General features: G+C 58.1%; 18 protein-coding genes and 1 tRNA gene. 3 read left to right on the top strand and 16 right to left on the bottom strand.

Annotated elements, in window-relative coordinates; genetic code table 11:
- The first annotated feature begins 14 nt into the window (after positions 1 to 14).
- Complete coding sequence (locus tag JDEN_RS01405) at positions 15 to 2,318, top strand: metallopeptidase domain-containing protein (RefSeq protein ID WP_015770584.1); 2,304 nt, start codon at positions 15 to 17, stop codon at positions 2,316 to 2,318.
- Positions 2,319 to 2,441: 123 nt separating this feature from the next.
- On the opposite strand, the gene JDEN_RS01400 is transcribed toward JDEN_RS01405, so the two are convergent.
- The 11 genes from JDEN_RS01400 to JDEN_RS01350 all read right to left on the bottom strand — a co-directional run bounded on the left by JDEN_RS01400 (position 2,442) and on the right by JDEN_RS01350 (position 16,119).
- A complete protein-coding gene (locus JDEN_RS01400) occupies positions 2,442 to 3,476 on the bottom strand; it encodes an ABC transporter permease subunit (RefSeq protein WP_015770583.1) in 1,035 nt (344 codons plus the stop codon).
- Positions 3,473 to 4,546 (bottom strand): ABC transporter permease, encoded by a 1,074-nt coding sequence (locus tag JDEN_RS01395; protein ID WP_015770582.1) that lies wholly within the window; start codon positions 4,544 to 4,546, stop codon positions 3,473 to 3,475. Before JDEN_RS01395 ends, JDEN_RS01400 begins: the two co-directional genes overlap by 4 nt.
- Positions 4,539 to 6,119: a sugar ABC transporter ATP-binding protein gene (locus JDEN_RS01390; RefSeq protein WP_015770581.1), complete on the bottom strand. Its 1,581-nt coding sequence runs from the start codon at positions 6,117 to 6,119 to the stop codon at positions 4,539 to 4,541. The genes JDEN_RS01395 and JDEN_RS01390 overlap by 8 nt, the downstream gene beginning before the upstream one ends.
- A gap of 114 nt (positions 6,120 to 6,233) precedes the next feature.
- Positions 6,234 to 7,220 carry an ABC transporter substrate-binding protein gene (locus JDEN_RS01385; RefSeq protein ID WP_015770580.1) on the bottom strand — a complete coding sequence of 329 codons (987 nt, stop codon included), beginning with the start codon at positions 7,218 to 7,220 and terminating at the stop codon, positions 6,234 to 6,236.
- A 319-nt stretch (positions 7,221 to 7,539) separates the two neighbouring features.
- Positions 7,540 to 9,075, bottom strand: a complete 1,536-nt coding sequence (locus JDEN_RS01380) for a sugar ABC transporter ATP-binding protein (protein WP_015770579.1) — start codon at positions 9,073 to 9,075, stop codon at positions 7,540 to 7,542.
- Positions 9,072 to 10,100, bottom strand: coding sequence for a LacI family DNA-binding transcriptional regulator (locus JDEN_RS01375; RefSeq protein WP_015770578.1), 1,029 nt, complete (start codon positions 10,098 to 10,100; stop codon positions 9,072 to 9,074). The genes JDEN_RS01380 and JDEN_RS01375 overlap by 4 nt, the downstream gene beginning before the upstream one ends.
- Before the next feature lie 114 nt (positions 10,101 to 10,214).
- A tRNA-Ser gene (locus tag JDEN_RS01370) sits at positions 10,215 to 10,302 on the bottom strand.
- 99 nt (positions 10,303 to 10,401) lie between these two features.
- Positions 10,402 to 11,019 carry a GTP-binding protein gene (locus tag JDEN_RS01365; protein WP_015770577.1) on the bottom strand — a complete coding sequence of 206 codons (618 nt, stop codon included), beginning with the start codon at positions 11,017 to 11,019 and terminating at the stop codon, positions 10,402 to 10,404.
- Positions 11,000 to 11,407, bottom strand: coding sequence for a DUF742 domain-containing protein (locus JDEN_RS01360; protein WP_015770576.1), 408 nt, complete (start codon positions 11,405 to 11,407; stop codon positions 11,000 to 11,002). The genes JDEN_RS01365 and JDEN_RS01360 overlap by 20 nt, the downstream gene beginning before the upstream one ends.
- Positions 11,408 to 11,420: 13 nt before the next feature.
- Complete coding sequence (locus JDEN_RS01355) at positions 11,421 to 11,870, bottom strand: roadblock/LC7 domain-containing protein (protein ID WP_015770575.1); 450 nt, start codon at positions 11,868 to 11,870, stop codon at positions 11,421 to 11,423.
- Positions 11,871 to 11,910: 40 nt separating this feature from the next.
- Positions 11,911 to 16,119, bottom strand: coding sequence for an ATP-binding protein (locus JDEN_RS01350; RefSeq protein WP_015770574.1), 4,209 nt, complete (start codon positions 16,117 to 16,119; stop codon positions 11,911 to 11,913).
- A gap of 170 nt (positions 16,120 to 16,289) precedes the next feature.
- Here JDEN_RS01350 and JDEN_RS01345 point away from each other — a divergent pair, with 170 nt between their 5' ends.
- A complete protein-coding gene (locus JDEN_RS01345; protein WP_041287768.1) occupies positions 16,290 to 17,321 on the top strand; it encodes an NAD(P)H-quinone oxidoreductase in 1,032 nt (343 codons plus the stop codon).
- 9 nt (positions 17,322 to 17,330) lie between these two features.
- Here JDEN_RS01345 and JDEN_RS01340 read toward each other — a convergent pair whose 3' ends face one another.
- The 5 genes from JDEN_RS01340 to serS all read right to left on the bottom strand — a co-directional run bounded on the left by JDEN_RS01340 (position 17,331) and on the right by serS (position 23,215).
- The gene (locus tag JDEN_RS01340) at positions 17,331 to 18,254 is read right to left on the bottom strand and encodes a carbohydrate ABC transporter permease (protein WP_015770572.1); all 924 of its coding nucleotides are present in this window, start codon (positions 18,252 to 18,254) and stop codon (positions 17,331 to 17,333) included.
- On the bottom strand, positions 18,251 to 19,255 hold the full coding sequence (locus tag JDEN_RS01335; RefSeq protein WP_015770571.1) for a carbohydrate ABC transporter permease: 1,005 nt from the start codon (positions 19,253 to 19,255) through the stop codon (positions 18,251 to 18,253). Before JDEN_RS01335 ends, JDEN_RS01340 begins: the two co-directional genes overlap by 4 nt.
- Before the next feature lie 168 nt (positions 19,256 to 19,423).
- Positions 19,424 to 20,812: an ABC transporter substrate-binding protein gene (locus JDEN_RS01330; RefSeq protein ID WP_015770570.1), complete on the bottom strand. Its 1,389-nt coding sequence runs from the start codon at positions 20,810 to 20,812 to the stop codon at positions 19,424 to 19,426.
- Between the two features lie 325 nt (positions 20,813 to 21,137).
- Entirely contained in the window at positions 21,138 to 21,938 is an 801-nt protein-coding gene (locus JDEN_RS01325) for an HAD family hydrolase (RefSeq protein ID WP_015770569.1), read from the bottom strand.
- The gene (gene serS, locus JDEN_RS01320) at positions 21,935 to 23,215 is read right to left on the bottom strand and encodes a serine--tRNA ligase (protein ID WP_015770568.1); all 1,281 of its coding nucleotides are present in this window, start codon (positions 23,213 to 23,215) and stop codon (positions 21,935 to 21,937) included. The genes JDEN_RS01325 and serS overlap by 4 nt, the downstream gene beginning before the upstream one ends.
- Positions 23,216 to 23,270: 55 nt before the next feature.
- Between serS and JDEN_RS01315 the strand changes: the two genes are divergently transcribed.
- Entirely contained in the window at positions 23,271 to 24,491 is a 1,221-nt protein-coding gene (locus JDEN_RS01315) for a diacylglycerol/lipid kinase family protein (RefSeq protein ID WP_015770567.1), read from the top strand.
- The last annotated feature ends 4 nt before the right edge of the window (positions 24,492 to 24,495 follow it).

The raw sequence follows: 24,495 nt of genomic DNA, 5'->3' as shown, positions 1-24,495 counted from the left end.
GGGATGTGGTGGCTATGGCCCGCCCGGTTGAGATGCGTCGATTGTTTGTGTCGGTGCTTGTTGCGTGTGTTGTGTCCACAGTGGGGGTGGCGGTTCCTGCGGGTGCTGCTGGTGGTGCGCATCGGGAGTCTGATTCGGCGACGACGACGGTGACGGTTGCGGGCACGTTGCGGGCGATGGTGGTCCATGATGAGGACCGTGGTGAGGTGTCCACGCATGTGTTGGGTGAGGGTGCCCGCACGGGTGTGGATTATGCGGTTGAGGTTGATGGCGCGTTGTTGCCGATCACGCCGGTGGTTGATGAGCCGGATCCTGCGCAGGTGGGTGGTGAGGTCACTGTTGATGTGGATGTTCCGGTTGATGTACTTGCCGATGCGGCTCCTGCGGTGGAGGACACTGGTGAGTTAACTCGGGCGCAGGATGTGTCGGCGTTGACTAAGGCGACGAACGCGGTTCCGTTGGATGCGGTGGTGGTGGATGCTGAGCGTCCTGTGGTGTCGGCGTCGATCACGGCTGCTGCTCATCATGTCACGTTGGTGACGGTGCGTTCTGATGGGAAGCGTCCTTCTGATTCGCTGGTGCGGGGCACTATTTCTGATGCGTCGCGTTATTGGTCGACCGCGACGAGTGGAGTGGTGCGTGAGTTGCGTGTCACGGGTTCTTATTCGTTGACGTACAACGGGTATTGTTCGGCGTCTCCGTGGAGCCTGTGGGATCAGGCGATGTCTGTGAGTGGTTTTGATGGTTCCTTGGCGCGTCATCACCTTGTTGTGGTGGGGCCTGAGTGTTCTGGGGAAACACTGGGGGTGGGAACTATTGGCGCGGGGTTGTCGACGGGTGGTTTGCTGGCGATTTATGGGCCCTCATCGGAGACGTTGATCCACGAGATGGGGCATAATTTTTCGCTTGGTCACTCGAATTTAGCTGGTGAGCACTCGACGAGCTCTGGTTCCACCCGGTTTCCGTCGTATGAGTATTTGGGTTTTTACAGCCCGATGGCTGGTGGTGTGGGTGATGTGTACGCGACTCCGGCGTTAGATACCGCCTATCAGCATCTGCTGAAGGTTGCCCCGGCTGGGCGTCTCACGACGGTCCCTTCTGTTGGGAAGACGGTCACGCTCACTGCGGTGGGGTCGGCGAGTGGGGTGCAGGGGGCCACGTTTGTTGACCCGCATTCGGGGTACCGGGCTTACGTGGAGTATCGAAGCGGCCTCGGGGTGGATAGGCAGGCGTTTTACGCTGTTGAACCCGAGGGGCTCACGTCGTATGTGAACACTGTTCTGGGTGCTGGGGTTCGCGTGTCTCTTCTTGACCCGCACAGCAATGACGTCATCACGTTCACGTCCCCCACGACTCCGCGGTACGCAGCGCTGCTCACCAAGGGGGTGCCGGGTCCGGTGCGGAACACCCTCGTTGGGTGGGGTGGCGGCTACACGGTACAGGTGAACTCTCACACGGAGACGACCGCGAATGTCACGATCACGCCGGGGAAGTCTCGTTCCTCGATTGTGTCGGCGAACAGCAAAGCCCACTATGGGTCCACACCAAAAGTGAGTGTGGGGGTGGACTCGATTATCCCTGCCACAGGAACGGTGGAAGCGTATGTGGGTGGGAAAAAAGTGGCGTCTAAGGCGCTGCCCACCAGTGGGGTGCGGCGCACGACTCTTAACCTTCCGCGCACCCTTGCCGTGGGGAAGCACACCGTTGAGTTGAAGTACACCGGTTCCTCACGTGTCTACGCGTCCACCCGCAAGGTGACTGTCACCGTGAGCAAGGCCCCCGTTGTTGTGAAAACAGCGGTGAAAAATGCGCATATCAAGAAGAAACCTACCCTTGCGATCCGGGTCGCTGCGAACGCGGTGCCCACCGGCAAGGTGCAAGTCAACGTGGGGGGTAAAAAGTACCGCACATTGACCTTAACGAAAGGGCGCGCAACCGTGACTTTGCCACGGGGGACGCGCATCGGTAAGCAAAAAATTGCGGTCATCTACAAGGGCGACAAGAACCACACGAGTTCCATACTGCGCCGCACCTACACGGTTACCAAACAGCCCGCCGCGATTTCCGGGTTGAAAGGTGGCACCCGAACTGTCACCCGGGGGCGCGTGTACAAAGACACGTTCACGGTCACCCACACCGCGAGCTTGCAACGGCGCACCACCGGATCCTGGAGCACCGTGAAGACTCTCAAAGCAGGCAAACACGTGCTGAAACATCGCGCGAAAACCACAAAGACAGTGCAGTATCGTGTGGTCATTAAGTCGACCTCCACCCGTACGGCCGCGAAAAAAACCGTGACTCTGCGCGTCAAAAAATAACAACCGATGCGCCACCAACCAGTGCACTCGGCCGCGCTGGCACAAACCTTGCTAAGAACGCACATGTCCCCGAAACCATGCGTGACATGGCTTCGGGGACACCCCCAACCCTGTGCCTTGCCCTCACTCCCGCTGCCGTGCGTACACAGCCCGCTGGAGGAGGACAAAGATCAACAAAATGCCACCGGTGATGATGGTGGTTGCGGCAGGTGACACCCCACCGTCACGGGTGATGAGCACATTCATCAACCCCAGCACCAGCGCCCCAATAACGGAGCCGAAAACGTAACCCACTCCCCCAGTGAGCAACGTGCCACCAATGACCGTGGCCGCAATCGCATCAAGTTCCCACCCAATGCCCGTAATGTTTTGGGCAATCCCCAACCGGGACGTGTACACCACCGCGGCAAGCCCTGACAGGGAACCACTGATCACATACACCCACATTTTTGTCCGGTGCACAGGCAACCCCATGAGCAAGGCTGACTGTTCCGAACCACCAATGGCATACACGGTGCGCCCCATACGGGTTCGATGCAACACAAACCACGCACCCAACACCACAATGATCGCAATGATGACACCTGGCGTGATGACAAAGTCATTCACTTTCGGGCCATCGATAATTTTGAACTTCGTTGCGAGCAACGACATGGAGGCGTTGTCGGGTAGCCGTTCAGGGACTGTGCTGAGCATGGACGCTAACCCGCGGGCAAGGAACATCATCGCTAACGTGGCAATGAACGGTTGCACCGAAAAGTACTGCACCAGCACCCCCGACATGAGCCCAAATGTTGACCCCATCAGGATCATCAAGGCAACAACAACCCAGTCATTCCACCCTGCATTAATGAGCATCACCCCCGACACCGACGTCAAGGCGATCACCGCACCCACCGACAAATCAATGCCACCAGTGATAATGACGAACGTCATTCCCACAGCAATAATGATGAGCGGTGCGTTATTAATCAGCAGGTTCGTGACCGTATTCATTTGCACAATACGGCCGTACGCAACTTCCCCATACACAACCATGACAACAAAAATCGCCACAGCAGCCCACGTGGGTAACGTATCCAACCGGGTCCGCACCCACGATGACAGTGACTGCGCGGACGCAGTACGCGAACGAACCGGAGCAATTGACGCGCTCATACTCCCACCAACTCCTTCGATTCAGATACCGCACCCGTCTGGGCGCGCCGGCGCCGACGGAACACTGACCGCACCCGCTGCGACTGCAGCAAACACAACACCACAATGACAATGGCTTTAAACGCAGGCGTCGCTGACGAGGACACCCCAAGAAACACAACCGTTTTATCTAGCGTCGCGATCAGCAGCGACCCCACAAACGCCCCCGACAAGTGGAACTTTCCACCAGCCAACGACGTCCCGCCAATCACCACCGCCAAAATCGCGTCGAGTTCCATCTGATACCCGGTCCGGGACACATCAACAGTCATGACAGACGCGGTCGCAAACACACCAGCGATCCCAGCAAGCACCCCTGATGTGGCATACACCATGAGTAACAACCCACGCCGGTTAATCCCCGCCAACCGTGCTGCCTGCGGGTCCATACCAATAGCTTCAATCATGAGCCCTAACGCGCTCCGTCGAACCACAAAGGCAACAACAACAGCAACAAGGACCGCCAAAATAAACACCACCGGGACACCAAGCACATAGCCATTGGCAAGCCACCGGAACGTGTCATTTGTTGACGATGTGTTCTGCCCACCGGTGATGACCTTGGCCAAACCACGGCCCGCCAACATCATGACAAGCGTAGAAATAAAGGGTTGCAACCCCACCACAGACACAAGAAACCCGTTGAGGAAACCCAACGCCGTTGCAATCGCTAACGCCAACACAAGTGCTTGCGCTGCTGCACCCACCGTGTTGTCAGCACCGTTCAACAACTCCATAGACACTGCACCAGCAACCACCATGAGTGAACCAACCGACAGGTCGATACCTGAGGTTGCCACCACCAAGCACATCCCAATCGCGATCATCATGATGGGCGCGGCAGCACGCAAAATATCAATGACGTTCCCCACCAGGTGCCCGTTGGACTCACTCACCGTAATGGACAAATACGTGGGGTCCTTGGCCAGGTTGATCGCCAACAACAACACAATGGCAAGCACACCCCAGACATACTGTTTCTTCAGCACGTCCTTCACGCCCTGTGACACACGGGCTCCAAGATCACGCATCACGCACCTCCTCACCGTGATCGCCACGGTCACCGTTGGTTTTGCTGTCATGCTCGCCGTCACGCGCAATTGTTGTCACGATCGACTCCGCTGACACTGACTCATCATTGACAAACTCAGCGATTTTCTTGTGATCTTTCAGCACCACAATGCGGTCACTCAGGCGCACAACTTCCTCCAGTTCCGAGGAAATAAACACCACCGACACCCCTTGACCTGCCAAGGCAATGACCCGTTCCTGGATTTCTGCTTTCGCACCGATATCAATCCCGCGAGTCGGTTCATCAAGGATGAGGATGTCTGGGTGGGTGGCAAGCCAACGGCCAAGAAGAACTTTTTGTTGGTTCCCACCAGACAATTGGCTGATGGGCCGGTCAGGGTCAGGAGGGCGAACCTTCAGTTGGGTGAGATAGGTAGACACAATCGTGTCGGTTTCTTTACGGCCAAGAGGTTTTGCCCAACCACGTTGCGCCTGAACGGCAAGGATAAGGTTCTCGCGGACACTTAAGTCCTTAATGATTCCTTCATCACGCCGGTTCTCACTCGAAAACGCGATCTTTTTGGAGAGCGCCTGTGCTGGTGAATGAATCGTCACAGGGCCCCCACCCATGGTGATCTCACCGCGGTCTGGTTTGTCAGCGCCATACACAAGTCGGGCAAGTTCAGTTCGGCCTGACCCAAGTAACCCCGCGAAACCAACCACCTCCCCTGGGTAGAGAGTCAGATCCACTGGGTCAATCGTTCCTTGTTTTGTCAGACCCTTCGCCTGGTAAATCGGTGATGCGCCACCCTCAGCGTGCTGGCGTGCAGCAGCACGATCCAAGGTGCGCAACGTGTCAAGGTCTTGGCCAATCATGTGGCTGATGAGCTCGGTGCGAGGAAGATCAGCGGTGAGCCACTCCCCCACCAACGCACCGTTACGAAGCACAGTGAGACGGTCACTGATGGCGTACACCTGGTCAAGGAAGTGGGAAACAAACAAGATCGCCACACCTTGGTCGCGGAGCTGGCGGATGACCGTGAACAGACGATCCACCTCCGCGGCATCAAGCGAAGACGTCGGTTCGTCAAGGATCAATACTTTTGTCTCAGTCACCATCGACCGGGAAATCGCCACTAACTGTTGCATCGCAATGGACAAGCTCGACAATGGTGCACGTGGGTTCAGATGCCCAAGACCAAGAGCGGTCAAGTGAACGCGGGCAGCAGCATGGGTTGCTTTCCAATTGATCGAACCACCACGACGCACTTCATGGCCGAGCATGACATTCTCGCCGATACTGAGATTCGTACACAGGTTCACTTCTTGGTAGACGGTCGAAATACCGGCCGCTTGAGCGTCAGCGGTTCCATGAAACCGAATCGGTGCACCTTCCACCGTGATCTCACCGTCATCGATCCGGTAAACCCCGGTGAGGGCTTTAATAAGTGTCGACTTTCCGGCACCGTTTTCGCCCATCAGTGTGTGGACTTCACCGGGGAAGAGCCGAAAATTGACGTTGTCGAGGGCTTTCACGCCGGGGAAACTGATCGAGATCCCAGTCATGTGGACAAGGGGTGTAGGTTGCGACATTGTTCGCTCCTTCTTCGGCGCAGGTTTCATTCCTGCGCAACCACGTCATTGGTGTGGGGTCTTGCCCGCGGTGAGGCTGAAAGCAAGACCCCACGGTGTGTGAGGGAACGGGACCTAGAACTTGCGGTCAGGCAACGCTTCCTGTGCCGCTTCTGGGGAGTCAAACGTCAACGACTCAGCGATGATGTATGGTTCAACGCTTTCCCCATCGAGCACCTTGTTCACCACGTCGACAGCCACGTCACCAAACAGTGGGTTGTATTCGGCAACGAAGCTGAGACGACCCGCGGCTAAAGCTTCGAGCGCACCCTTCGTGCCGTCAATGGTGGCAATTTTGACGTCTTCACCTGGGGTGAGACCGGCTTCTTCAATAGCTTGCGCAGCGCCAAGACCCATTTCATCGTTCTGGGCGAAGACAAGCTGAACATCGTTGTTGTTCGACTTCAGCACTGTTTCGAAGACGCTTTTCGCTTCTTCTGTGGACCAGTTCGCGGTTTGTGCACCGAGTTTTGTGAACGATGATTCCGCGCCAATGACAGCGTCCCACCCTTCGTTGCGTTCGTTGACCACAGACACACCTGCTGGCCCCTCAAGGACAAAGTAGTTGCCACCTTCTGGCAGGGCAGTTTTTGCCCATTCCGCAACCGACGTGGACACCGCGATATTGTCGGGGGCGATACGGGTGACGTAAAGGTCAGTGTTGTCAGGCTCAATTCCGCGGTCGATGAGGATGACCGGGATCTCGGCTTCTTGGGCACGGGACAGGGAGTCTTCCCACCCAGACCCTTCAGTGGCCGACAGGAGAATGACGTCCACCCCTTCATCAACAAATGATGTGAACGCATCGATTTGGGATTTCTGGTCAAGGTTCGTGGCGGGAGCGTACTTCAAGTTGAAGCCTGCTTCCTCCGTGAATGACTCTTGGATGTTGGTTTCGTTGGCTTGACGCCAGGCCCCTTCAGGACCAACGGCGACAAAACCGACAGTGACAAGTTCGTCACCGCCACCTTCGCCATTGTCAGAGCACGCGGACACACTCAGTGCAAGAGTGCCGGCGAGGGCGATTCCTGCGAAGCGGATTGCACGGGTACGGACAGACATTTCTCCTCCTTGAGAACGCTGAATTTCTGATTGATGTGACCGGTGTGCGCGGCCTCCTGTCACACACACTGCTGCGCATTGGACGACGTGGGGATGCTTCTCTGCGACCCCTTGTGAGCGCTTGCCGAGAATGTTACCGGGAACATTTTTGCTGACACAAGACAAGTCAACGAAGAAGTGATCACGAAATGGTTAATTGTTCCGCAGGTCAGAGCCCATTTTTGGCGATGAGCGAGGTGGTGACACACGCCTGACACTCAACGCTCACGGTTGGAACATGCAAAAAGTTCCGTGGAACACGCATCACAATGTGAGATTGCTACAGCGATTCATCCTCACACGCAGCAATCAATTCCACCACCGTGTCCACTGTCACCCCCGGACCGTTATGAAGCTCCCCAATCTTCATCCGATCCTTCAACACAACAATCCGATCACTCAGCCGCACCACTTCCTCCAAATCAGAAGAAATGAAAATGATCGCCATCCCCTCCACAGCGAGCTGAGCAATCCGACGTTGAATCTCCACCGTCGTGCCGACATCAATGCCACGCGTCGGTTCATCAAGGATCAACACCCTCGGATGGATCGCCAGCCAACGCGCCAACACGATCTTCTGCTGAGTCCCACCCGACTGCACCCCCGCACAAGCCCCCGGATCCACACCCTCCATCCGAAACAGTGACATGTAGTACCCCACCACACTGTCGCCTTCCGCACGAGAAATCGGGAACCGCCACCCACGCATCGCCTGCAACGCAAGCAACATGTTGTCCCGAACAGACATGCCCGCAATGATCCCATCATCACTGCGCAACTCCGACGACAACGCCACCCCATGACGAACACCACTACCAGGCCCACGGAACTGCACCCGCTCCCCCGACATCAGCACCACACCGCTGTCGGCAGACAACACACCAGCCAACACGTGCGCCAACTCGGTACGCCCCGAACCACGCAACCCAGCAAACCCCACAATCTCCCCCGCATGCACCACAACATCAGTTGACTCAATGACACCGCGACGCCCCACCCCAACCGCATCCAACACCCGCGGCCCCTCCGCATCATGCTGATGATCCCGACGCTCAGCACCCAAGCGCCGTAAACTCTCCACATCCTCACCCAACATCAACGAAATCAGCGTCGTGCGGTCCACCTCCTGCGTCCGGCACACCTCCACATGCCGACCATCACGCAACACCGACACCCGGTCAGAAACAGCACACACCTGCTCCAAAAAATGCGAAATAAACACGATCGCAACACCGCGCTCACGCAACGTACGCAACACACCAAAGAGGCGTTTCACATCGGCAATTTCTAAGCTTGACGTCGGCTCATCAAGCAACAACACCCGCGGCCGAGCCACCATCGCCCGAGCAATCGCCACCAACTGTTGCGTAGGCGGTGACAACAACGACAACCGCGTATCCACATCTAAATCACCCAAACCAAGCTCACTGAGTTGCTCAACCGCCCGAGCCTTCGTTCCAGCCCAGTCAATACCCCAGCGAGACCGCACCTCACGCCCCAACATGACGTTCTCCGCCACCGTCAACGTGGGACCCAGATGAATGTCCTGAAACACCATGGCCACACCCACCGCCAACGCATCCGACGGGGACCGAAACACCCGCTCACACCCATCAACCACAATCGACCCACGATCAGGCTGAATCACCCCATTGAGCACCTGAACCAACGTTGACTTCCCCGCACCGTTCTGCCCCATCAACGCATGAATCTCGCCAGGAAACAGATCCAACGACACGTCATCCAACGCCACATGCCCATCAAACGACACAGTCACCGACCGCAACTGCACCAAAGGCTCAACACCACCACTCACAACGCCACACCGCCCACCGGCGCCGACGATTCCCGAACCACCACCTCAACACCCACAGTCGTTCGGGCCGGGACCTCACCACCTCGAACCGCCGCCGTCAACACCTCCACCACCTTCAACCCCACCACATCGAAATCCTGCCGTACCGTCGTCAATGGCGGAATCGCATGACGACTCAATGGCACATCATCGAACCCCACCACTGACATCTGCGCGGGAACCTCCACACCCCACTCCGCAAACCCATGCAACAACCCCATCGCCATCGCATCATTCGCTGCGAAGATCGCTGTGTAATCAGGTTTTCGCTTCATACTCTTCACAAAGTCATACCCAAAGTCCGCACTCCAATCCCCCACAACAATGGGCCGCTCCTTCAACCCCCACTGCCGTGACCGTGCATGAAAAGCCCGCTCACGGGCACGCGCATCCAACCAATCCAACGGGCCCGCAAGATGCAACACATCACGATGCCCCAACCCCGCCACATGATCCACAACCAGCTCCGCACCCAACTGCTGGTCCACACCCACCGTCAAATAATGCGGATCACCACTGCTCTTCACCACCAACATCGGCACGTCCACCGACACCTGCCGTAACGCAGCCAACGACGACGACCGAGGCGCAATCACACACACCGCATCAACACCCTGGCTCACCAAATAATCCATGGCATCACGCGCCGCAAACGCCCCATGCTCAGCCAACGGCACCGACGTCACGCCAAACCCCGCCGCACGCGCCGCATCCTCCACCGCCCGCAACGTGTACAACGGACCAAACTCGCGCGCACTTTCAATCATGACGCCGATGCGCTGGCTCCGCTGCGTTGCTAATGCACGTGCCGCACCATTCGGCCGATAGTTCAGTTCCTCAATAACGCGCAACACCTTGCGCCGCGTTGAGTCCTTAATGTTCGGGTGGTCATTCAACACCCGCGACACCGTCATATGGGACACCCCAGCAGCGGCAGCAACCTGCCGAATATTGGGTTTTGTCCCTGGTGGCTTCTCTGACACCATGCGTCCTTCCTGCGTCGGGCGCCTCCGTTCACTCCTATAGTGCACGCACACCTGCAGAAACACCAATGGCCTCCGTGAGCAAACAGATGTTTGCGCACGGAGGCCATCGCACTGCGGAAGCGGCGGGATTTGAACCCGCGAGACGGGGTCACCGTCTACCGGTTTTCAAGACCGGCGCATTCGGCCGCTCTGCCACACTTCCTTAACGCCCGAAGGCGCCTGACCATTGTGCCACGCTCAGGACAAGAATACGAAATCGTGTCCTGGTGCTCTCACTGTGCTGCCCGAGCAGCGAAGAGGATCAGCCTCGAGCTGCTGCCTGGAGCCGTTCCATGGCGTGCTGGACGAGTTGGATGAGCGTTTGCTTGGTTGCTGCACGGGAACGCGCGTCCGTGTACAGCATGGGGACGTGAGCGGGCACCTGAAGTGCTTCACGCACATCTTCGATGCGGTGCTTGGCTACACCGTCAAAGCAGTTGATCCCCACAACGAACGGGACACCTCGTGACTCGAAGTAGTCGATCGCGGGGAAGCACTGCTCAAGACGTTCCGTGTCCACCAGAACGACGGCACCAATAGCACCGCGAACCAGGTCGTCCCACATGAAGAGGAAGCGGTCCTGTCCTGGGGTACCGAACAGGTAGAGCCACAAGGACCCTGGTAGTTCGATACGACCGAAGTCCATTGCGACGGTTGTTGTGGTTTTGCGGTCGGTGACGCCACCGGCATCGTCAACACCCACGGAGTGCTCGGTCATCGCCGCTTCAGTGTTGAGCGGTTCGATGTCTGAGATTGATCCGATAAATGTTGTCTTACCGACAGCGAACCCACCCGCCACGACAATCTTGACGACGGTTGGGGCGGTCGTGGCTTTCGCCGTGTCCTGCCCCACTGTCGTCTCAGAGGGCTGATATACCATTGAGAACACTCTCCAACACACTCAAGGACATGGCCGGGTTCTGACCGTGACCAGTATGAACGTTAACAGGCGTCGACGTGTGGATCTTCAAATATCCTTCGTCCGCCAGGTCTGAGATAAGGATTCGGACCACTCCGAGTGGCATCCGCAAAAGTGCAGACACCTCAGCGATCGACACGTAGTTCCGTGCCGCATGGTCCAAGATCGCGCGTTTTTCGGGGGTGAGTCCGCTCGAGTCTACGGCGCCTGGAGTGACCTCAATTAAGGTCTCTAGCGGCAGGTTGGACGTAGCTGATCGTACACGCCCGCCGGTAACCGCGTAAGGCCGCACCGTCGCAGCCTCGTAGTGATTGCCGTCATCGGGCAATCTCAGCGAATGACGAGTCATGACTATCCTTGATCTATCCCATTTGCGCGCGTGTAGCTCCGTCTACCGGCAGCGAGCCGCGCATCTCTGAGATCAGTTGTGGTGTGAGAGTTGCTTCAGTTCGTGATACGAGCATAGCCATCTCATATCCGATCAGACCAACGTCGCATGAGGAATCAGCGACGACGGCAAGAACTGATCCGTTCGAGACGTTCATCAAGAAGAGGAAGCCATTGTCCATTTCCACGATGGCCTGGCGAACCGCCCCACCGTTGAGTTGGCGTGAGGCCCCACGGGTGAGGCTTGACATGCCGGACACGATTGCGGCGAGCTGGTCACCGCTGGTCCGGTCGAGGTTATCGGACATCGCCATTAACAGGCCGTCAGCCGAGACCACAAGGGTGTGGCGTGTGGCCGGAACTGTCCGCACAAAGTTGTCCAGCAACCAACCGAAGTTCGTTGCCTCGGTGCTGAGCGTGCTCATGCTTTCTCCTTCAAAGGTGTGTCAACGGCTAACAATGCACTCAGTATCGAGTGGCAGAGTCTGGCACACGTAGTTGCGACTGGCCATTTCGGTCATTCCCGTGCTCATTCTGAGGTGGACCCTCAGATGCACCATCTCGGCGTCCTCTGCTGGTTGCAGATTGGAACGCGGAGAGGCGTGCCCGAAGTTCGGCCGCGTCGCGACTGATCTTCTGCGTGGTCGGGTCATCAGTGAGTGCCTGAGGCGCGGCTGTGCTCCGAACACGGCGGGTCAGTGACCCGGCAGCGTTGGTGTCAACCTCGCTTGGGCGGTACGCGGACAGCTGGCTGAGTTCAGCAAGTGCCTGCTCCTGGATTGTTGACTTCAACGCAAAAGCTGAGTTGACGTCAACGGTCAGGTCGGTGGGTGGTTGCCACTGGGTGACACCTGATCCACCTTGCGGAAACTCTCGTACTGCTGGTTCCTGAGCGGAAGGAGCATACGTGGGTTCCCACGACTGTGAGGTGCCGCCGCTGTATGCAGCTGGGGCGGCAGGGGCCGAGGCAGCGTATGGGGCTGAGGCGGCGTGAGACGCCGACCCTGCACCATAGCTTGACACCCGTTGTGGTACCTGAGGCACATAAGGTTCAGCTGCTGATGGCGCAGTGGGTTGGCGGAAAGGCTGTTGACCTTGGGACTGAGCTGGTTGGAACTGTTGGCCACCACTGAACTGTCCAAACTGTGGTTGCCCGTACGAGCCCTGAGGTGCCGTGGGCTCAGCAACTGTTTCATGCGCGGAGGTGTCTGTTGACTTTCCTTTACGCAACCAGCCACGTAGGCCGTTCTTCTTTGATTTGGTGTCTTCCTGTGGCAGGTCAGACACGACGTCAGCGAAGTTGGGAGCTGCTGGTGCTGCTGGTTCGCTGGCACCGTCACCAAAGATCGGGGCGAACTGTGGTCGCATCGGTTGTTCCTGGGCTGCGTTGTTTTGCCAGGAAGGTGCTGATGCTGGTTGACCGTAGTTGTGCTGCTCGTCAACAGGTCCTTGAGTCGCTTCGTACACTGACTCTGGACGCTGCGGAGGAAGCGGCATCCCATAGCTGCGGTCCTCCTCAGGTTCGTGCGCTTCGTGTGCACTTTGCGCGCTGAAAGCGCTCGCGGCGGACCGGTAGTACTGAGCTGGTGTCTGCTGCGGGAACCCACCCTGGTGACCTGGGTCGCGTGCTTCATCAACAAGCCCTGGGATCACCATGTCCGGGTTGGGTTGGTATCCGCGTGGTTCTTGAGGCAGTGCCGCATCAGCTGCGACGGAGTGGCTTGCAGCTTGAGGTGCGGGATGGGCCGTGTCTGACTGGGCCCGGGCACGTGATGCGCGGGTAGGCAGGTGGGCGAACTTCGCCAGATCAGCTCGGGACTGCGGCGCATCGGATGCACCATGCTGACCGTGATCAGAATGAGTCACAGTGTCCTGCTGACCCCGCCACGGTTCAGCGACTTCTTCAGCACGCGGCGAGTCAGCCACACGGTCAATGACCTGCGTTGAGTCATCGTCGTCTGCAGGCTGAGCAAATGGCGAGCCAGCTGATGGCGCTTGGGCTTCTGTACCTTCTTGTGGTGCTGAGAAGGAGCGGAAGTTCGAGAACATCGCAGAACGGCGTTCTGGTTGCGCCGCCAACGAGGCGTCAGGACCAAGCGGCGTCTCTTCCACGTGTTCTTTCACCGCTGGACGGCGGGTCACCAGTGGGCGAGCTTCTTGGATGACTTCTGGCTGCCACGGCGCGGAGTCATCATCAAAGCTGACTGTCCGTGTCGGGGTTGCCAGTGGTGGCAACACAATCTCAGGTGAGTCATCACCAAAGTCTGGGGAGAGCCCCACACCTTGGTTGCCGTTGCCGCCCCGTGATGGCAGAGCGCTAGCGGCCGACTGCTGTGGCGCGAATTGTTGCTGTGCGCCCCCACGGCTTGGTAGGCCTTGTGCTGGCGCCTGCTGGGCTGGTGCTTGCGGTGCTGGCGCCGCAGGGCGTCCTCCACCAAGTGGCGCACCGGAGAAGTCTTGCTGCGGCGCAAACGCCTGGTTTTGTCCGGTGGGTGCGTTGGACACCCGCCGACGTGGCATACCGGTGTTTGTTTGACCATCAGTTAACGCATTCAGGTCCACTTCGGATACAACCGGTGGCTCTTCCACCGGGTAGCCAGCGGGCTGCTGAATGGGTTGCTGCGGTTGGGGTTGCTGTTGCTGCGGCTGTTGCGGCTGACCGAACTGATTGGCCTGTTGCGCAGGTTGTTGTGGTTGCGCGAACTGGCTTGATGGTTGAGGTGCTTGAGGCTGCTGGTAGGTTTGGCTACCTGCTTGTGGTGCACGGCCTTGGTAGTCCTGGTAGGCAGCATCAGTAAAGAGGTTCCAGGGGAAGGACAGTGTGGCCACGGTTCCGGTGGAGCCATCATTGGGGCGGGCAAACGCCACGTGCACACCGAGACGGTCTGCGAGACGACCAACCACGAACAGACCCACACGCTGCACACCGATCACGTCAGTTGCTGACCGTGACGCGACTTTACGGTTCGCTTCAGCGATGTCGTCATCAGACATGCCCAAACCGTAGTCACGGATGGTGACGGTGACGAAGTTTCGTCCCGCATCCGTGGTCACCTCAACAGGTGTGTTTGGTTCGGAGAAGTTTGTTGCGTTTTCCAAGAGTTCTGCAATGAGGTGCGCGGCGTTCAGCGCATTGTGACCGAGCATGGCCGGGTCGGATTGCAGGTTCAGTTGGATCCGGTCATACAGCTCAATCTCAGATGACGCGGTACGGACCACGTCCGACATCGGCATGGGTTGGCGCACTCGACGACCAGAGTCGATACCAGCGAGCACCAGGAGTGACTCGGAGTTACGACGCATACGTGTTGCAAGGTGGTCGAGCCTAAAGAGGTTTGCAAGGATGTTCGGGTCTTCTTCCGCGCGTTCGAGTTCGTCAAGGAACCCAAGCTGACGGTTGAGGAGGACGTGGTCACGACGGGCCACGTTGACGAACATTTCCGCGATGGAGCCACGAAGCGCTGCCTGTTCACGGGCAACTTCTACGGTGGTGTGGTTCACAGAGTTGAACGCTGCGGCGAGCTGTCCCACTTCGTCTCGAGAGTCAATGTCGATCTCTTCGAGGTCGAGGTCTGGTCCTTGACCAGGGATCGCCACCTGTTCTACCAGGCGTGGCAGTTCTTCCTTCACTCGCTCTGCGGACTCGGTGAGTCGACGCAGCGGTCGGGTGATGGATCGAGAGGTGACGTACGCGATGGCCAGTGAGGCGGCGAAGACGACCAGCACGGCAATGATTGTCAGGATGGAGTTGGTTCGCGCCGCGTTGAGCTGGTCGTTTGCAGCGTCTTTCATCTCGGCCATCATCGCTTTCACGATGGGGTCAACTGCTTCGACCTCAACCTGGGCAAGTTCGCCCCATTGTTCCGCGAGTGGACCAGAAATCGCGCCGATGTTCCCGTTGGCCAAATACTGGCGGATCGCGGTGTATTGAGCGGATGCGATCTTCAAGCTGGGGAAGTCGACACCAACGAGTCGGTTCAACGTGTTTCGGGTGTCGTCACGGCTTGCGTTGGTCAACCGCACTGTGGTGGCGAGTTCTCGGTACACACGGTTCACACCGTCGTTGCTGCGCGACACGGTGAGTGCTTCAGAAATCAGCGGGATTTCAGAGATCGTGTCGTCGAGGTAGTTCGTTGTGGTCACGTAAGCAAGCGCTGCGTTACCAACACGCCGGTCACCGACCGTGTTTCCTAGCTGGGAGGCCACGCGCAAAATGTTGTCGATCGCGTCGGTGTACGCCTTCGACACCACTTGAGTGGTTGCCGCACCACGTGATGCTTGGCCTTCAGCCGCCTCGAGGAAGGCACGCGTATTTTTCAGCGCGAGGTCAATGGCACGCTGAACTTCAGGGGACATCCGTGACGTATCAATGTCGCGAAGTGCCGACCCTACTTCGTCAAGCGCTTGATTACGCAAGGCAATAGCCTTCTGCCATTCTTCGCCCGCACCTGCTGCCCCTCGACGATACTCAATTGCCCAATACCGTTCGTTCTGGATGATCTCGATGAACGTTTGCCCAGAATCAACCAGGTCCACAACGTTCTTCGTCTGCTGGGCTTCACGCCACGCAGAAATTGACTGTCCAGCAAAGACCGTTGCCGCAACGAGAATCACGAGGATCGGAACAGCCAGGGTCGCAAGGATCTTATTCTGCACGTTTAAGCGCTTGAGCATCCCTGATCCCTCCCACATTCTTGTCTGCATCACGGCGAGTCCGCGTGCTTTCCGCTACCGGGTCATCGGCAGGTAGATGCCGGCCCTTGAGCGGGTCCAATAGAGTTCAACGCCTAAGACTATGTTTTTTTCACCCACAGGGGCAACGTTGCCTCGGTATTGTTCGAGGTATGCATGCGCTTCGGGCTCCGAACTCCTTTCAGATACTTTCACCCGCAGGGCCATTGCTTCAACCCTGTATGGTCACTAATCCCATTCCTGGAGCGGGTGAAGTTCTCATTGAGGTCGCTGCGGCGGGCGTCAACCGGGCGGATATTCTCCAAACACATGGGCACTACGCCCCACCTGCGGGAAGTTCCGATATTCCTGGCTTGGAGGTGGCAGGAGTTGTCCGCGAGTGCGGTTCTCATGTCAGACATATCCGACAAGGCGACCGCGTCATGGCTCTTGTGACCGCAGGCGGATACGGGGAGTTTGTGGTAGCGGATGCGGCTTCCGTCATGGTCATCCCGGAAAACATCAGCATGGTCGATGCCGCGGCATTTGTGGAAGCCGCCTGCACCATCTGGTCCAACCTCTTTGATGTGGCGCACTTCACGTCTGGTGAGACCGTCTTGATCCATGGTGGCTCCGGTGGAGTGGGCTCACTCGCCCTTCAGATCACCTCAGCGTTAGGAGCCACCGTCCTCACCACCGCGCGCACGCCGGAGCGTGCCGCGCGGTGCACGGATCTTGGGGCACACACGGCCTGGGCGTATGGCGAACACGTGGACGCGCACGGGAAATCCACGTTTGCCGATGCGCTGCCCACGCTCGTTGCCCAAGCAACCAACCAGCGTGGCTGCGACATCATCCTCGACGTCACTGGTGCATCGTTACTTGGTGCCAATGTTCACAGCCTGGCAACAGGCGGTCGGCTCATCGTCATCGGGATGCAAAAAGGAGCAACCGGGACCCTTCCTCTTGGCCCGCTCCTGGCAAAGCGAGCCAGTATTCACGGAACTACCCTACGGTCACGCCCGCGAGAAGAACGGGCGCGCATCGTCAAGGGAGTCACAACAGACCTCCTGCCACTGCTGGCAGCCGGGCGCATCCGCCCTGTGGTCCATGAGGTCTGGGACATGCAAGAAGCTGCCCGTGCACACGAGCAGCTTCTTGGTGGTGACGTGTTCGGCAAACTCGTTCTCGAGCCGCGCTGGTGAGATGGACTACTACCCCTTCACAGACCCAGCCAGCAGGCCGCGCACAAAGTAGCGTTGCAGCGTCAAGAACACGATGACTGGCACAATCATCGACACGAACGCCCCCGCTGCCAGCAGGTACCAGTCCTGGCCGCGGGTCCCGGCAAGATCAGCAAGACGCACAGTCAACGGCGCGACATTTTGTTGTCCACCCGCAAACGTCAACGCAACAAGCAGGTCATTCCACACCCACAAGAACTGGAAGATCGCGAACGACGCGATCGCAGGCACCAGCAACGGCATGAGCACGCGGAAGAAGATCTTCACGTGCCCCGCACCGTCGACTCGAGCTGCTTCCACCAATTCCCGGGGAATGTCTTTCATGAAGTTGTGCAACAAGAAAATGGCCAGTGGCAACGCAAAAATTGAGTGCGACAACCACACGGTCCAAAATGTTTGGTTGAGCCCCCACTTCACATACTGGGTGAGCAACGGAATGAGCGTGACCTGGATAGGCACAACCTGCAACGCAAACACGGCGACAAACAAGATGTTGCGGCCCTTGAAATCAATCCACGCAAAAGCGTAAGCCGCCAGCAACGCCAACGTAATCGGAATGATGACGGCAGGGATCGTGATAACAAAGGAGTTCACAAAGAATGTGGACAGTTGAAAACGTGACCCAGATAGGACCTGGTCGTAGTTCTCCAATGTGAACGTCGGGTTTGTGAACCACGTCCACCACCCTGAGGTTTTAATGTCCCCATCGGGTCGGAATGAGGTGATGAGCAGTCCCACGGTGGGGACGGTCCACACAAACGCAATGAGGAGCGCGATGCCGGAGGCAATTTTGGTGGATAACGTTGATTTTGTGCGACCAGCGCGAGCATCGAGGCGGTCCACTAAGTTCGCTGGCTTCGCCGGTAGGGGGGCCTGGGGTGTTGTGGAGCTCATCGGACCTCCTCCGACTTCTTCATTTGGCGGACGTTGTAAATGATGAGTGGCACCACGAAAGCGAAGAGCAATACCGCCAGCGCTGCACCCATCCCTTGGTTTTGTTGCCGAAAGGACTGGGTGTAGAACTCGTTTGCCACCACTTGGGTGCCGTAGTTTCCACCCGTCATTGTCCGGACAATGTCGAACACTTTGAGAGTGCCCATTGCGATGGTGGTGAGCACAACGACCAATGCTGGTCGCACACTGGGGACGGTGACGTAGAAGAACAACTGCGGTCCATTGACCCCATCCAGGGTGGCTGCCTCGTTGGTTTCTGTGGGGATCGCCTTGATCGCCGCGGACAAAATTGTCATGGCGAAACCTGCTTGAATCCAGATCATGACGATCATGAGGAATAAGTTATTCCACGGTCCATTGAGCAGGAACTGAACCGGTTCTAGACCCATCCACACCAGGATTTGGTTGAGTAACCCAATTTGTGCGGGTTGCCGGTCTGGGGCGACCCCCTCAAGGACAGGCCGGTATTCGTAGACGAACTTCCAGATGATCGAAGCGCCCACAAGGGAGATCGCCATGGGCATGAACAGCAAGGTTTTTGCGATCTTTTCAAACCGAGCCCGGTCGACGAGGACCGCGTAGATGAGACCGATCGCAGTGGACAACACCGGGACAATAATGGTCCAGGCAATGGTGTTGAGAAGCACCTGTTGAAACTCGGGGCGGGTAAAGGCGGTGACGTAGTTGTCGACCCCAATGAAGTTTTGGCCACGGGCATCATAAAGCGAGCTTCGTGCGGTGAGGATTGCGGGGTAAATCAACCCAAAGGAAATACCCAACAATGCAGGGCCGGTAAAGGCGGCAACAACCACCCAACGCGGCGCCCGGGGAATACGTTCCACGGCAAACAGAATAAGAGCCATCACTGCGACGAACATCGCAATAGCAATGACCATGAGGAGTAGCTTGCCGCCGGTTGTGTCGGCGTACAGCAGATCCATGGCGAGCCTCCATGGTTGGCGGGATAGTGACACAGCTCCCACACGCGGTGTGGTGAGCCGATGATGGGGGCCCACACATGTGGACCCCCATCAGGTGGTGTTGGTGGGGCGGTGGCATCACCGTCGTGATGCCACCGTCACCGTGACCGCTGTGGTGTCGTCAGCGGGTCAGTTTGGCCACGCCGAGTCAATCGCGGTGAGAACGGCGTCGTCGGACTTGTCCTCAGCGATCCAGGCGGTCATTTCTGTCCAGAACGCACCTTGACCAACTGCTGCGGGCATGAGGTCGGATGCGTCGAACCCGAACTCCTGGCTCGTGTCGGAGAGCAGTTCGAAGGACAGCTTGTCGATCTCAGAGACGAGGTTGTTGGGGTCAAGTCCTGAGTTCGCGGAAACCCAGCCACCGCTTGGTGTGGCGATCGCTTTGGCGTTTGCCCACTCTGGGCTGGCAAGGAATTCCTGGAATGCGGCGACCTCTGGTCGGTCGTCAAAGGCTGCAACGAATTCTCCACCACCAAGGATGGGGCGTGAGTCTTCGCTTGTGCCAGGGAAGTAGAACGCGAACACGTCGCCATCTGCAGAAACGTCGGTGCCTTCTGGCCAGTTCGCAGCGTAGAACGATGCTTGCCGGTGCATGTAGCACAGTCCAGTCTCGAGGATGGGGAGACCACCGTCTTGGAACTCTGTGGTGGCGATCGAGCTGACGTCACCCAAGCCACCGTTGACGTAGTCAGGGTTCTTGAGGATCTTGCCTACTTCAGCCAGTGCCGTTTTGACCTCTGGGTCGGAGAACTTCACTTCACCCTTGCTCCAGGCGTCGTAGGTCTCGAACCCGGCGGTACGAAGCATGATGTCTTCGAGCCAGTCGGTTGCTGGCCATCCAGTTGCGTCACCTGAACCGATTCCAGCACACCATGGCTTCACACCTTCGGCACCGTGGTCGGCTACGATCTGGTCGGAAAGGGCAAGCAGGTCATCCCAGGTGGTGGGGATTTCGTAGCCGGAGTCGGCGAACATCTTTGGTGAGTACCACACGAATGACTTCACATTGGCACCAAGTGGTGCTGCGTAGAACGTTCCGTCAACTGATCCGTACTCTTTCCAAGACGCCGCGAAGTATTCGTCGACGTTCGCCTGGGTTCCCTCGGAGGCTGGAACGATACTGTCCGGGTAGGACTCAACAATGGTTTTCAGCAAACCAGGCTGAGGGATGTAGGCAATGTCTGGGGCTGCACCTGATTGAAGTTTCACGAGCAACTGGGCTTCAAATTCTTTGGAGCCTTCGTAGTTGATAGTCGCCCCGGTGCATTCCTCGAATGGCTTGTAGGAATCAATGTGGGGTTGGTCTTCGGGGGCGATGATTGAGGTGTAGACCGACACTGTGGTGCCGGAGAGGTCACCGTACTTTTCGAAGGCTGCACAGTCTGTGTCGCCGTCTCCCCCTGGTGCTGCCGCGTTGTTGTCATTGTCGCCGCCTCCGCCACAGGCTGCGAGTGTGAGCGCCAGGGTCATCCCTGTCGCCAAGGTGACCAGCGAGCGCCGCCGGATCGTTGTCATGGTCTCTCCCTCACGTCTTCGTTGAAGTGCGGAGCACACGACGCAGTGTGACGTGTGCCATCACCATCATCGAATCGAGGTGGGAGTGTTTGTGCAAGTCGAAAGCGGGTGACAGGAGGTAACGATTGGGTCACCGTGGGCATGCACGGGCGGCGAGGGGCATCACTTTTCCGCATGATGTCGCTGACGATAACGTTGTCGGCCGCCATGTTGCATATGGTTGCGATTTGATTGCAGTGGGGGGTTATTTTTCCTGGTCAGACCGAACGGTAGGGTGCGATTGGTCGTCTGATGCGCAGCGACGAGTGGGCGGACCGGGCGCAGGTCAGCTCAGCAGTGATTGCAGCACTGGGGCAAGTCCGTCATCCGTGATCGGCCAGGTCACGTCATCCGCAGCGGCGATGACGTCAGCGGCCGCGTGCCCCATGGCGACACCATGCCCAGCCCACTGAAGCATGTCGATGTCATTGTCGGCGTCACCCACCGCGACGGTAGCGCTGGTGGGGATCCCCAAACGGGCGCGAAGACGGTCTAGCCCATAGGCTTTGGTGATCCCTGCTGGTGCAAGATCCATCCAGTGTTCGTCCGCAATGGAATAGTACGAGTCCGCCAAGTCCACAGCAGCAACATCAGCACGGAACTGTGCGGGCGGATGTTGTGCACGGGCCACAACAACTCGTGGGGTGCGCATGGCGCGCAGTGCCGCCACTGGTGTGATGATGTGACTGCCATGCAACCGTGGGGAACCAAAATCAGCGGAGATCGAGTAACCCACCCCAATGTTCTCCAACCCGATGACAGCGTGCGGCAGATGCGCGTCAAGCGCATCGACTGCTGGCCCGGCGGGGAACTCAACAACATCATCAAGTTCATAGGCGCCTGGACCGGAGGCATCAAGGCGGGCAGTGACTGACCCGTTCGAGCACACCGCCCACCCAGAGTCGATGCCTAAGTCTTTAAGCACTGGAAGGACCGCAACCAGTGGCCGACCCGTGGCGAGGACCACGTGGTGGCCACGTAACCGTAGTTCGGTGATTGCCTCACGGACCGCCGACGAAATGAATTCGTCGGCGGTCATGATGGTCCCATCGATGTCGAGGCCGATAAGCATGGGGGCGGGTGTCACGCGCTGGGCTCCAGCACCTCAAGTCCACCAAGGTATGGGCGCAACGCAACCGGTACATACACGGATCCGTCAGCTTGTTGGTGGTTTTCTAGCAAGGCGACGATCCACCGGGTGGTGGCAAGCGTTCCGTTGAGGGTAGCCACGGTTTGGGTTTCAGATTTTCCATCAACCTCGACACGTTCGCGCACACCCAACCGGCGGGCTTGGAACGTTGTGCAGTTCGAGGTTGAGGTGAGTTCAAGGTAGCGCTCTTGGCTGGGGAGCCAGGCTTCACAGTCAAACTTGCGTGCGGCAGAGGACCCCAGGTCCCCGGCTGCGGTGTCAATAACACGGTAGGGTAGCTCGCATTTTTTGAGCATCTCCTCTTCCCAGGCAAGCAGGCGCGCATGTTCCGCCTCAGCGTCAGCCGGGGTGCAGTAGGAGAACATTTCTACCTTGTGGAACTGGTGCACACGGATGATGCCACGCACATCTTTACCGTGTGATCCGGCTTCACGCCGGTAGCAGGCGCTCCACCCGGCGTACCGCAGTGGACCGTTGGATAGGTCAACAATTTCCTTGGAGTGATACCCGGCGAGTGCAACTTCCGAGGTCCCAACAAGGTATTGATCATCAGCACCGAGGTAGTAGATTTCGTCGGCATGGGCCCCAAGGAACCCGGTGCCACGCATGACGTCAGGGTTCACAATTGTGGGGGTAATCATGGGTGTAAACCCGGCGGCAACTGCTTGGTCAACGGCCGCGTTGAGCAAGGCCAGTTCGAGGCGGGCACCAATGCCGGTGAGGTAGTAAAACCGCGAACCGGACACTTTTGCACCGCGCTCCGTGTCAATAGCGCGCAACCCTTCACCGATAGCAAGGTGGTCTTTGGGTGACATGCCTTCGGCGGTGAAGTCGCGGGGTTGCCCTTCGTGGCGCAGGACAATGTAGTCCTCCTCGCCACCAACAGGGGCGCCCTCAACGATGTTGGCCACCTGGAGCAACAATGTGTTGAGTTCCTCGTTGGCGTCTTGCTGCACCTGGTTGAGTTCTTTGACCTTTGCGGCGATCTGTTTTGTTTCCGTGAGGAGTGCGTCTTTCTCGCTTCCCGATGCGCGCGCCACGTCCTTCCCGATGCTCTTTTGCCGTGCCCGAAGGGCTTCAAACTCGGACAACGCGGTGCGTCGGCGCACGTCGGCTTCGAGGATGGTGTCGACGATTCCGGGGTCGTCACCCCGGGCAATTTGGCTTTGTCGGACAAGGTCTGGGTTCTCGCGGAGGGTGCGTAGATCAATCACTCTCCAAGAGTACCGAGGAAAGGCACCTGGTCGCGAAAGCGGATACCGTTATGCCATGAGTGCAGAACAGTGGCTGTTGACCGCTGCGATCGTTGTGATGATCGCTGCCGTTGCCATGAGTGTGGTCCTTTTTGTGCATAGCCGTGAACTTCGCGGAGTCAAGGACATGCTGTCTGCCCTGTTCTCCCACCGTCGCGGGGAAGAGTCCCCACTAGTGGAGGAACTATCACAACCGCACGTTGCTTTCATTGCGAACCCATCCAAACCTGGGGTTTCCGACCTGAAAACAGCGTTGTTGTTGCGGTGCGCTGCTGAAGAGTTACCCGAACCGTTGTGGCTTGAAACCACCGTCGAGGATCCCGGCACCGGTCAGGCCCGTGAAGCGATCGCACGCGGCGCTGACCTCGTTGTTGCCGTGGGCGGTGACGGTACCGTACGTGCTGTGGCCACCGCCCTGACGGGAACGACCACCCCCATGGGCATTTTGCCGCTCGGTACCGGAAACTTACTCGCCCGCAACCTCGACATTCCCGTGGCCAACCGGGAAGAGGCGTTCGATGTGCTCCTCACCGGTGTGGATCGTCGGATTGATGTGGGCTGGTTGGAAGTCGTCGACCCTGATGACTCACTCCATCTCCAAGCACTACGCGACGCACAAACAGCGCGGACAAAAGGTGCACGTGAACGTGCAGCACACCGTGCTAACTCCTCAGAAGCAGTGCCAGCTGACACGGCCAAGCACCTCTTCCTTGTCATCGCTGGAGTCGGGTTTGACGCCGCAATGATCGCTGACGCTGACAACGAACTCAAAGCGAAAATGGGGTGGGTTGCCTACTTCGTCGCTGGGGTCCGACACCTGCACGGGCAACGCCTCAGAGTCCGCATCACCCTGGACGATGACCGGGTCTTCACCACACAATTGCGCACCCTGATGGTCGGTAACTGTGGCCGATTACCCGGCGGGATCACCCTCATCCCCGACGCTGTCATTGACGACGGCATCCACGACATCGCTGCCATCGACACTCGCGGCGGACTTGCCGGGTGGGTGCAACTCTTTGGTGAAGTCGTCATGCAAGGCTTCGGATTCACCACCGTCCTCGAACGCAAAGTGGGACGCATCGACCACACCCGAGCCCACACATCGCTCATCGAGGTCGAACAAGGGGCACAAGCCCAAGTCGACGGTGACGTGATTGGCCGCGCCCGCACAGTGCGCACATGGGTTGACCCACAGGCGCTCACGGTACGTTCACCTCTCCCCCGGCTCCAATAACACC

This window comes from Jonesia denitrificans DSM 20603 (assembly GCF_000024065.1).
Taxonomy (GTDB): domain Bacteria; phylum Actinomycetota; class Actinomycetes; order Actinomycetales; family Cellulomonadaceae; genus Jonesia; species Jonesia denitrificans.
Note: the sequence above shows the minus strand (reverse complement) of the source record. Positions and strands in the feature narration are given on the sequence as shown.

Bases quoted from the DNA above. Each gene is read 5' to 3' on its own strand.
- JDEN_RS01405 (WP_015770584.1), top strand. From the start codon at position 15: ATGGCCCGCCCGGTTGAGATGCGTCGATTGTTTGTGTCGGTGCTTGTT.
- JDEN_RS01400 (WP_015770583.1), bottom strand. From the start codon at position 3,476: ATGAGCGCGTCAATTGCTCCGGTTCGTTCGCGTACTGCGTCCGCGCAG.
- JDEN_RS01395 (WP_015770582.1), bottom strand. From the start codon at position 4,546: ATGCGTGATCTTGGAGCCCGTGTGTCACAGGGCGTGAAGGACGTGCTG.
- JDEN_RS01390 (WP_015770581.1), bottom strand. From the start codon at position 6,119: ATGTCGCAACCTACACCCCTTGTCCACATGACTGGGATCTCGATCAGT.
- JDEN_RS01385 (WP_015770580.1), bottom strand. From the start codon at position 7,220: ATGTCTGTCCGTACCCGTGCAATCCGCTTCGCAGGAATCGCCCTCGCC.
- JDEN_RS01375 (WP_015770578.1), bottom strand. From the start codon at position 10,100: ATGGTGTCAGAGAAGCCACCAGGGACAAAACCCAATATTCGGCAGGTT.
- JDEN_RS01365 (WP_015770577.1), bottom strand. From the start codon at position 11,019: ATGGTATATCAGCCCTCTGAGACGACAGTGGGGCAGGACACGGCGAAA.
- JDEN_RS01360 (WP_015770576.1), bottom strand. From the start codon at position 11,407: ATGACTCGTCATTCGCTGAGATTGCCCGATGACGGCAATCACTACGAG.
- JDEN_RS01355 (WP_015770575.1), bottom strand. From the start codon at position 11,870: ATGAGCACGCTCAGCACCGAGGCAACGAACTTCGGTTGGTTGCTGGAC.
- JDEN_RS01350 (WP_015770574.1), bottom strand. From the start codon at position 16,119: ATGCTCAAGCGCTTAAACGTGCAGAATAAGATCCTTGCGACCCTGGCT.
- JDEN_RS01345 (WP_041287768.1), top strand. From the start codon at position 16,290: ATGCATGCGCTTCGGGCTCCGAACTCCTTTCAGATACTTTCACCCGCA.
- JDEN_RS01340 (WP_015770572.1), bottom strand. From the start codon at position 18,254: ATGAGCTCCACAACACCCCAGGCCCCCCTACCGGCGAAGCCAGCGAAC.
- JDEN_RS01335 (WP_015770571.1), bottom strand. From the start codon at position 19,255: ATGGATCTGCTGTACGCCGACACAACCGGCGGCAAGCTACTCCTCATG.
- JDEN_RS01330 (WP_015770570.1), bottom strand. From the start codon at position 20,812: ATGACAACGATCCGGCGGCGCTCGCTGGTCACCTTGGCGACAGGGATG.
- JDEN_RS01315 (WP_015770567.1), top strand. From the start codon at position 23,271: ATGAGTGCAGAACAGTGGCTGTTGACCGCTGCGATCGTTGTGATGATC.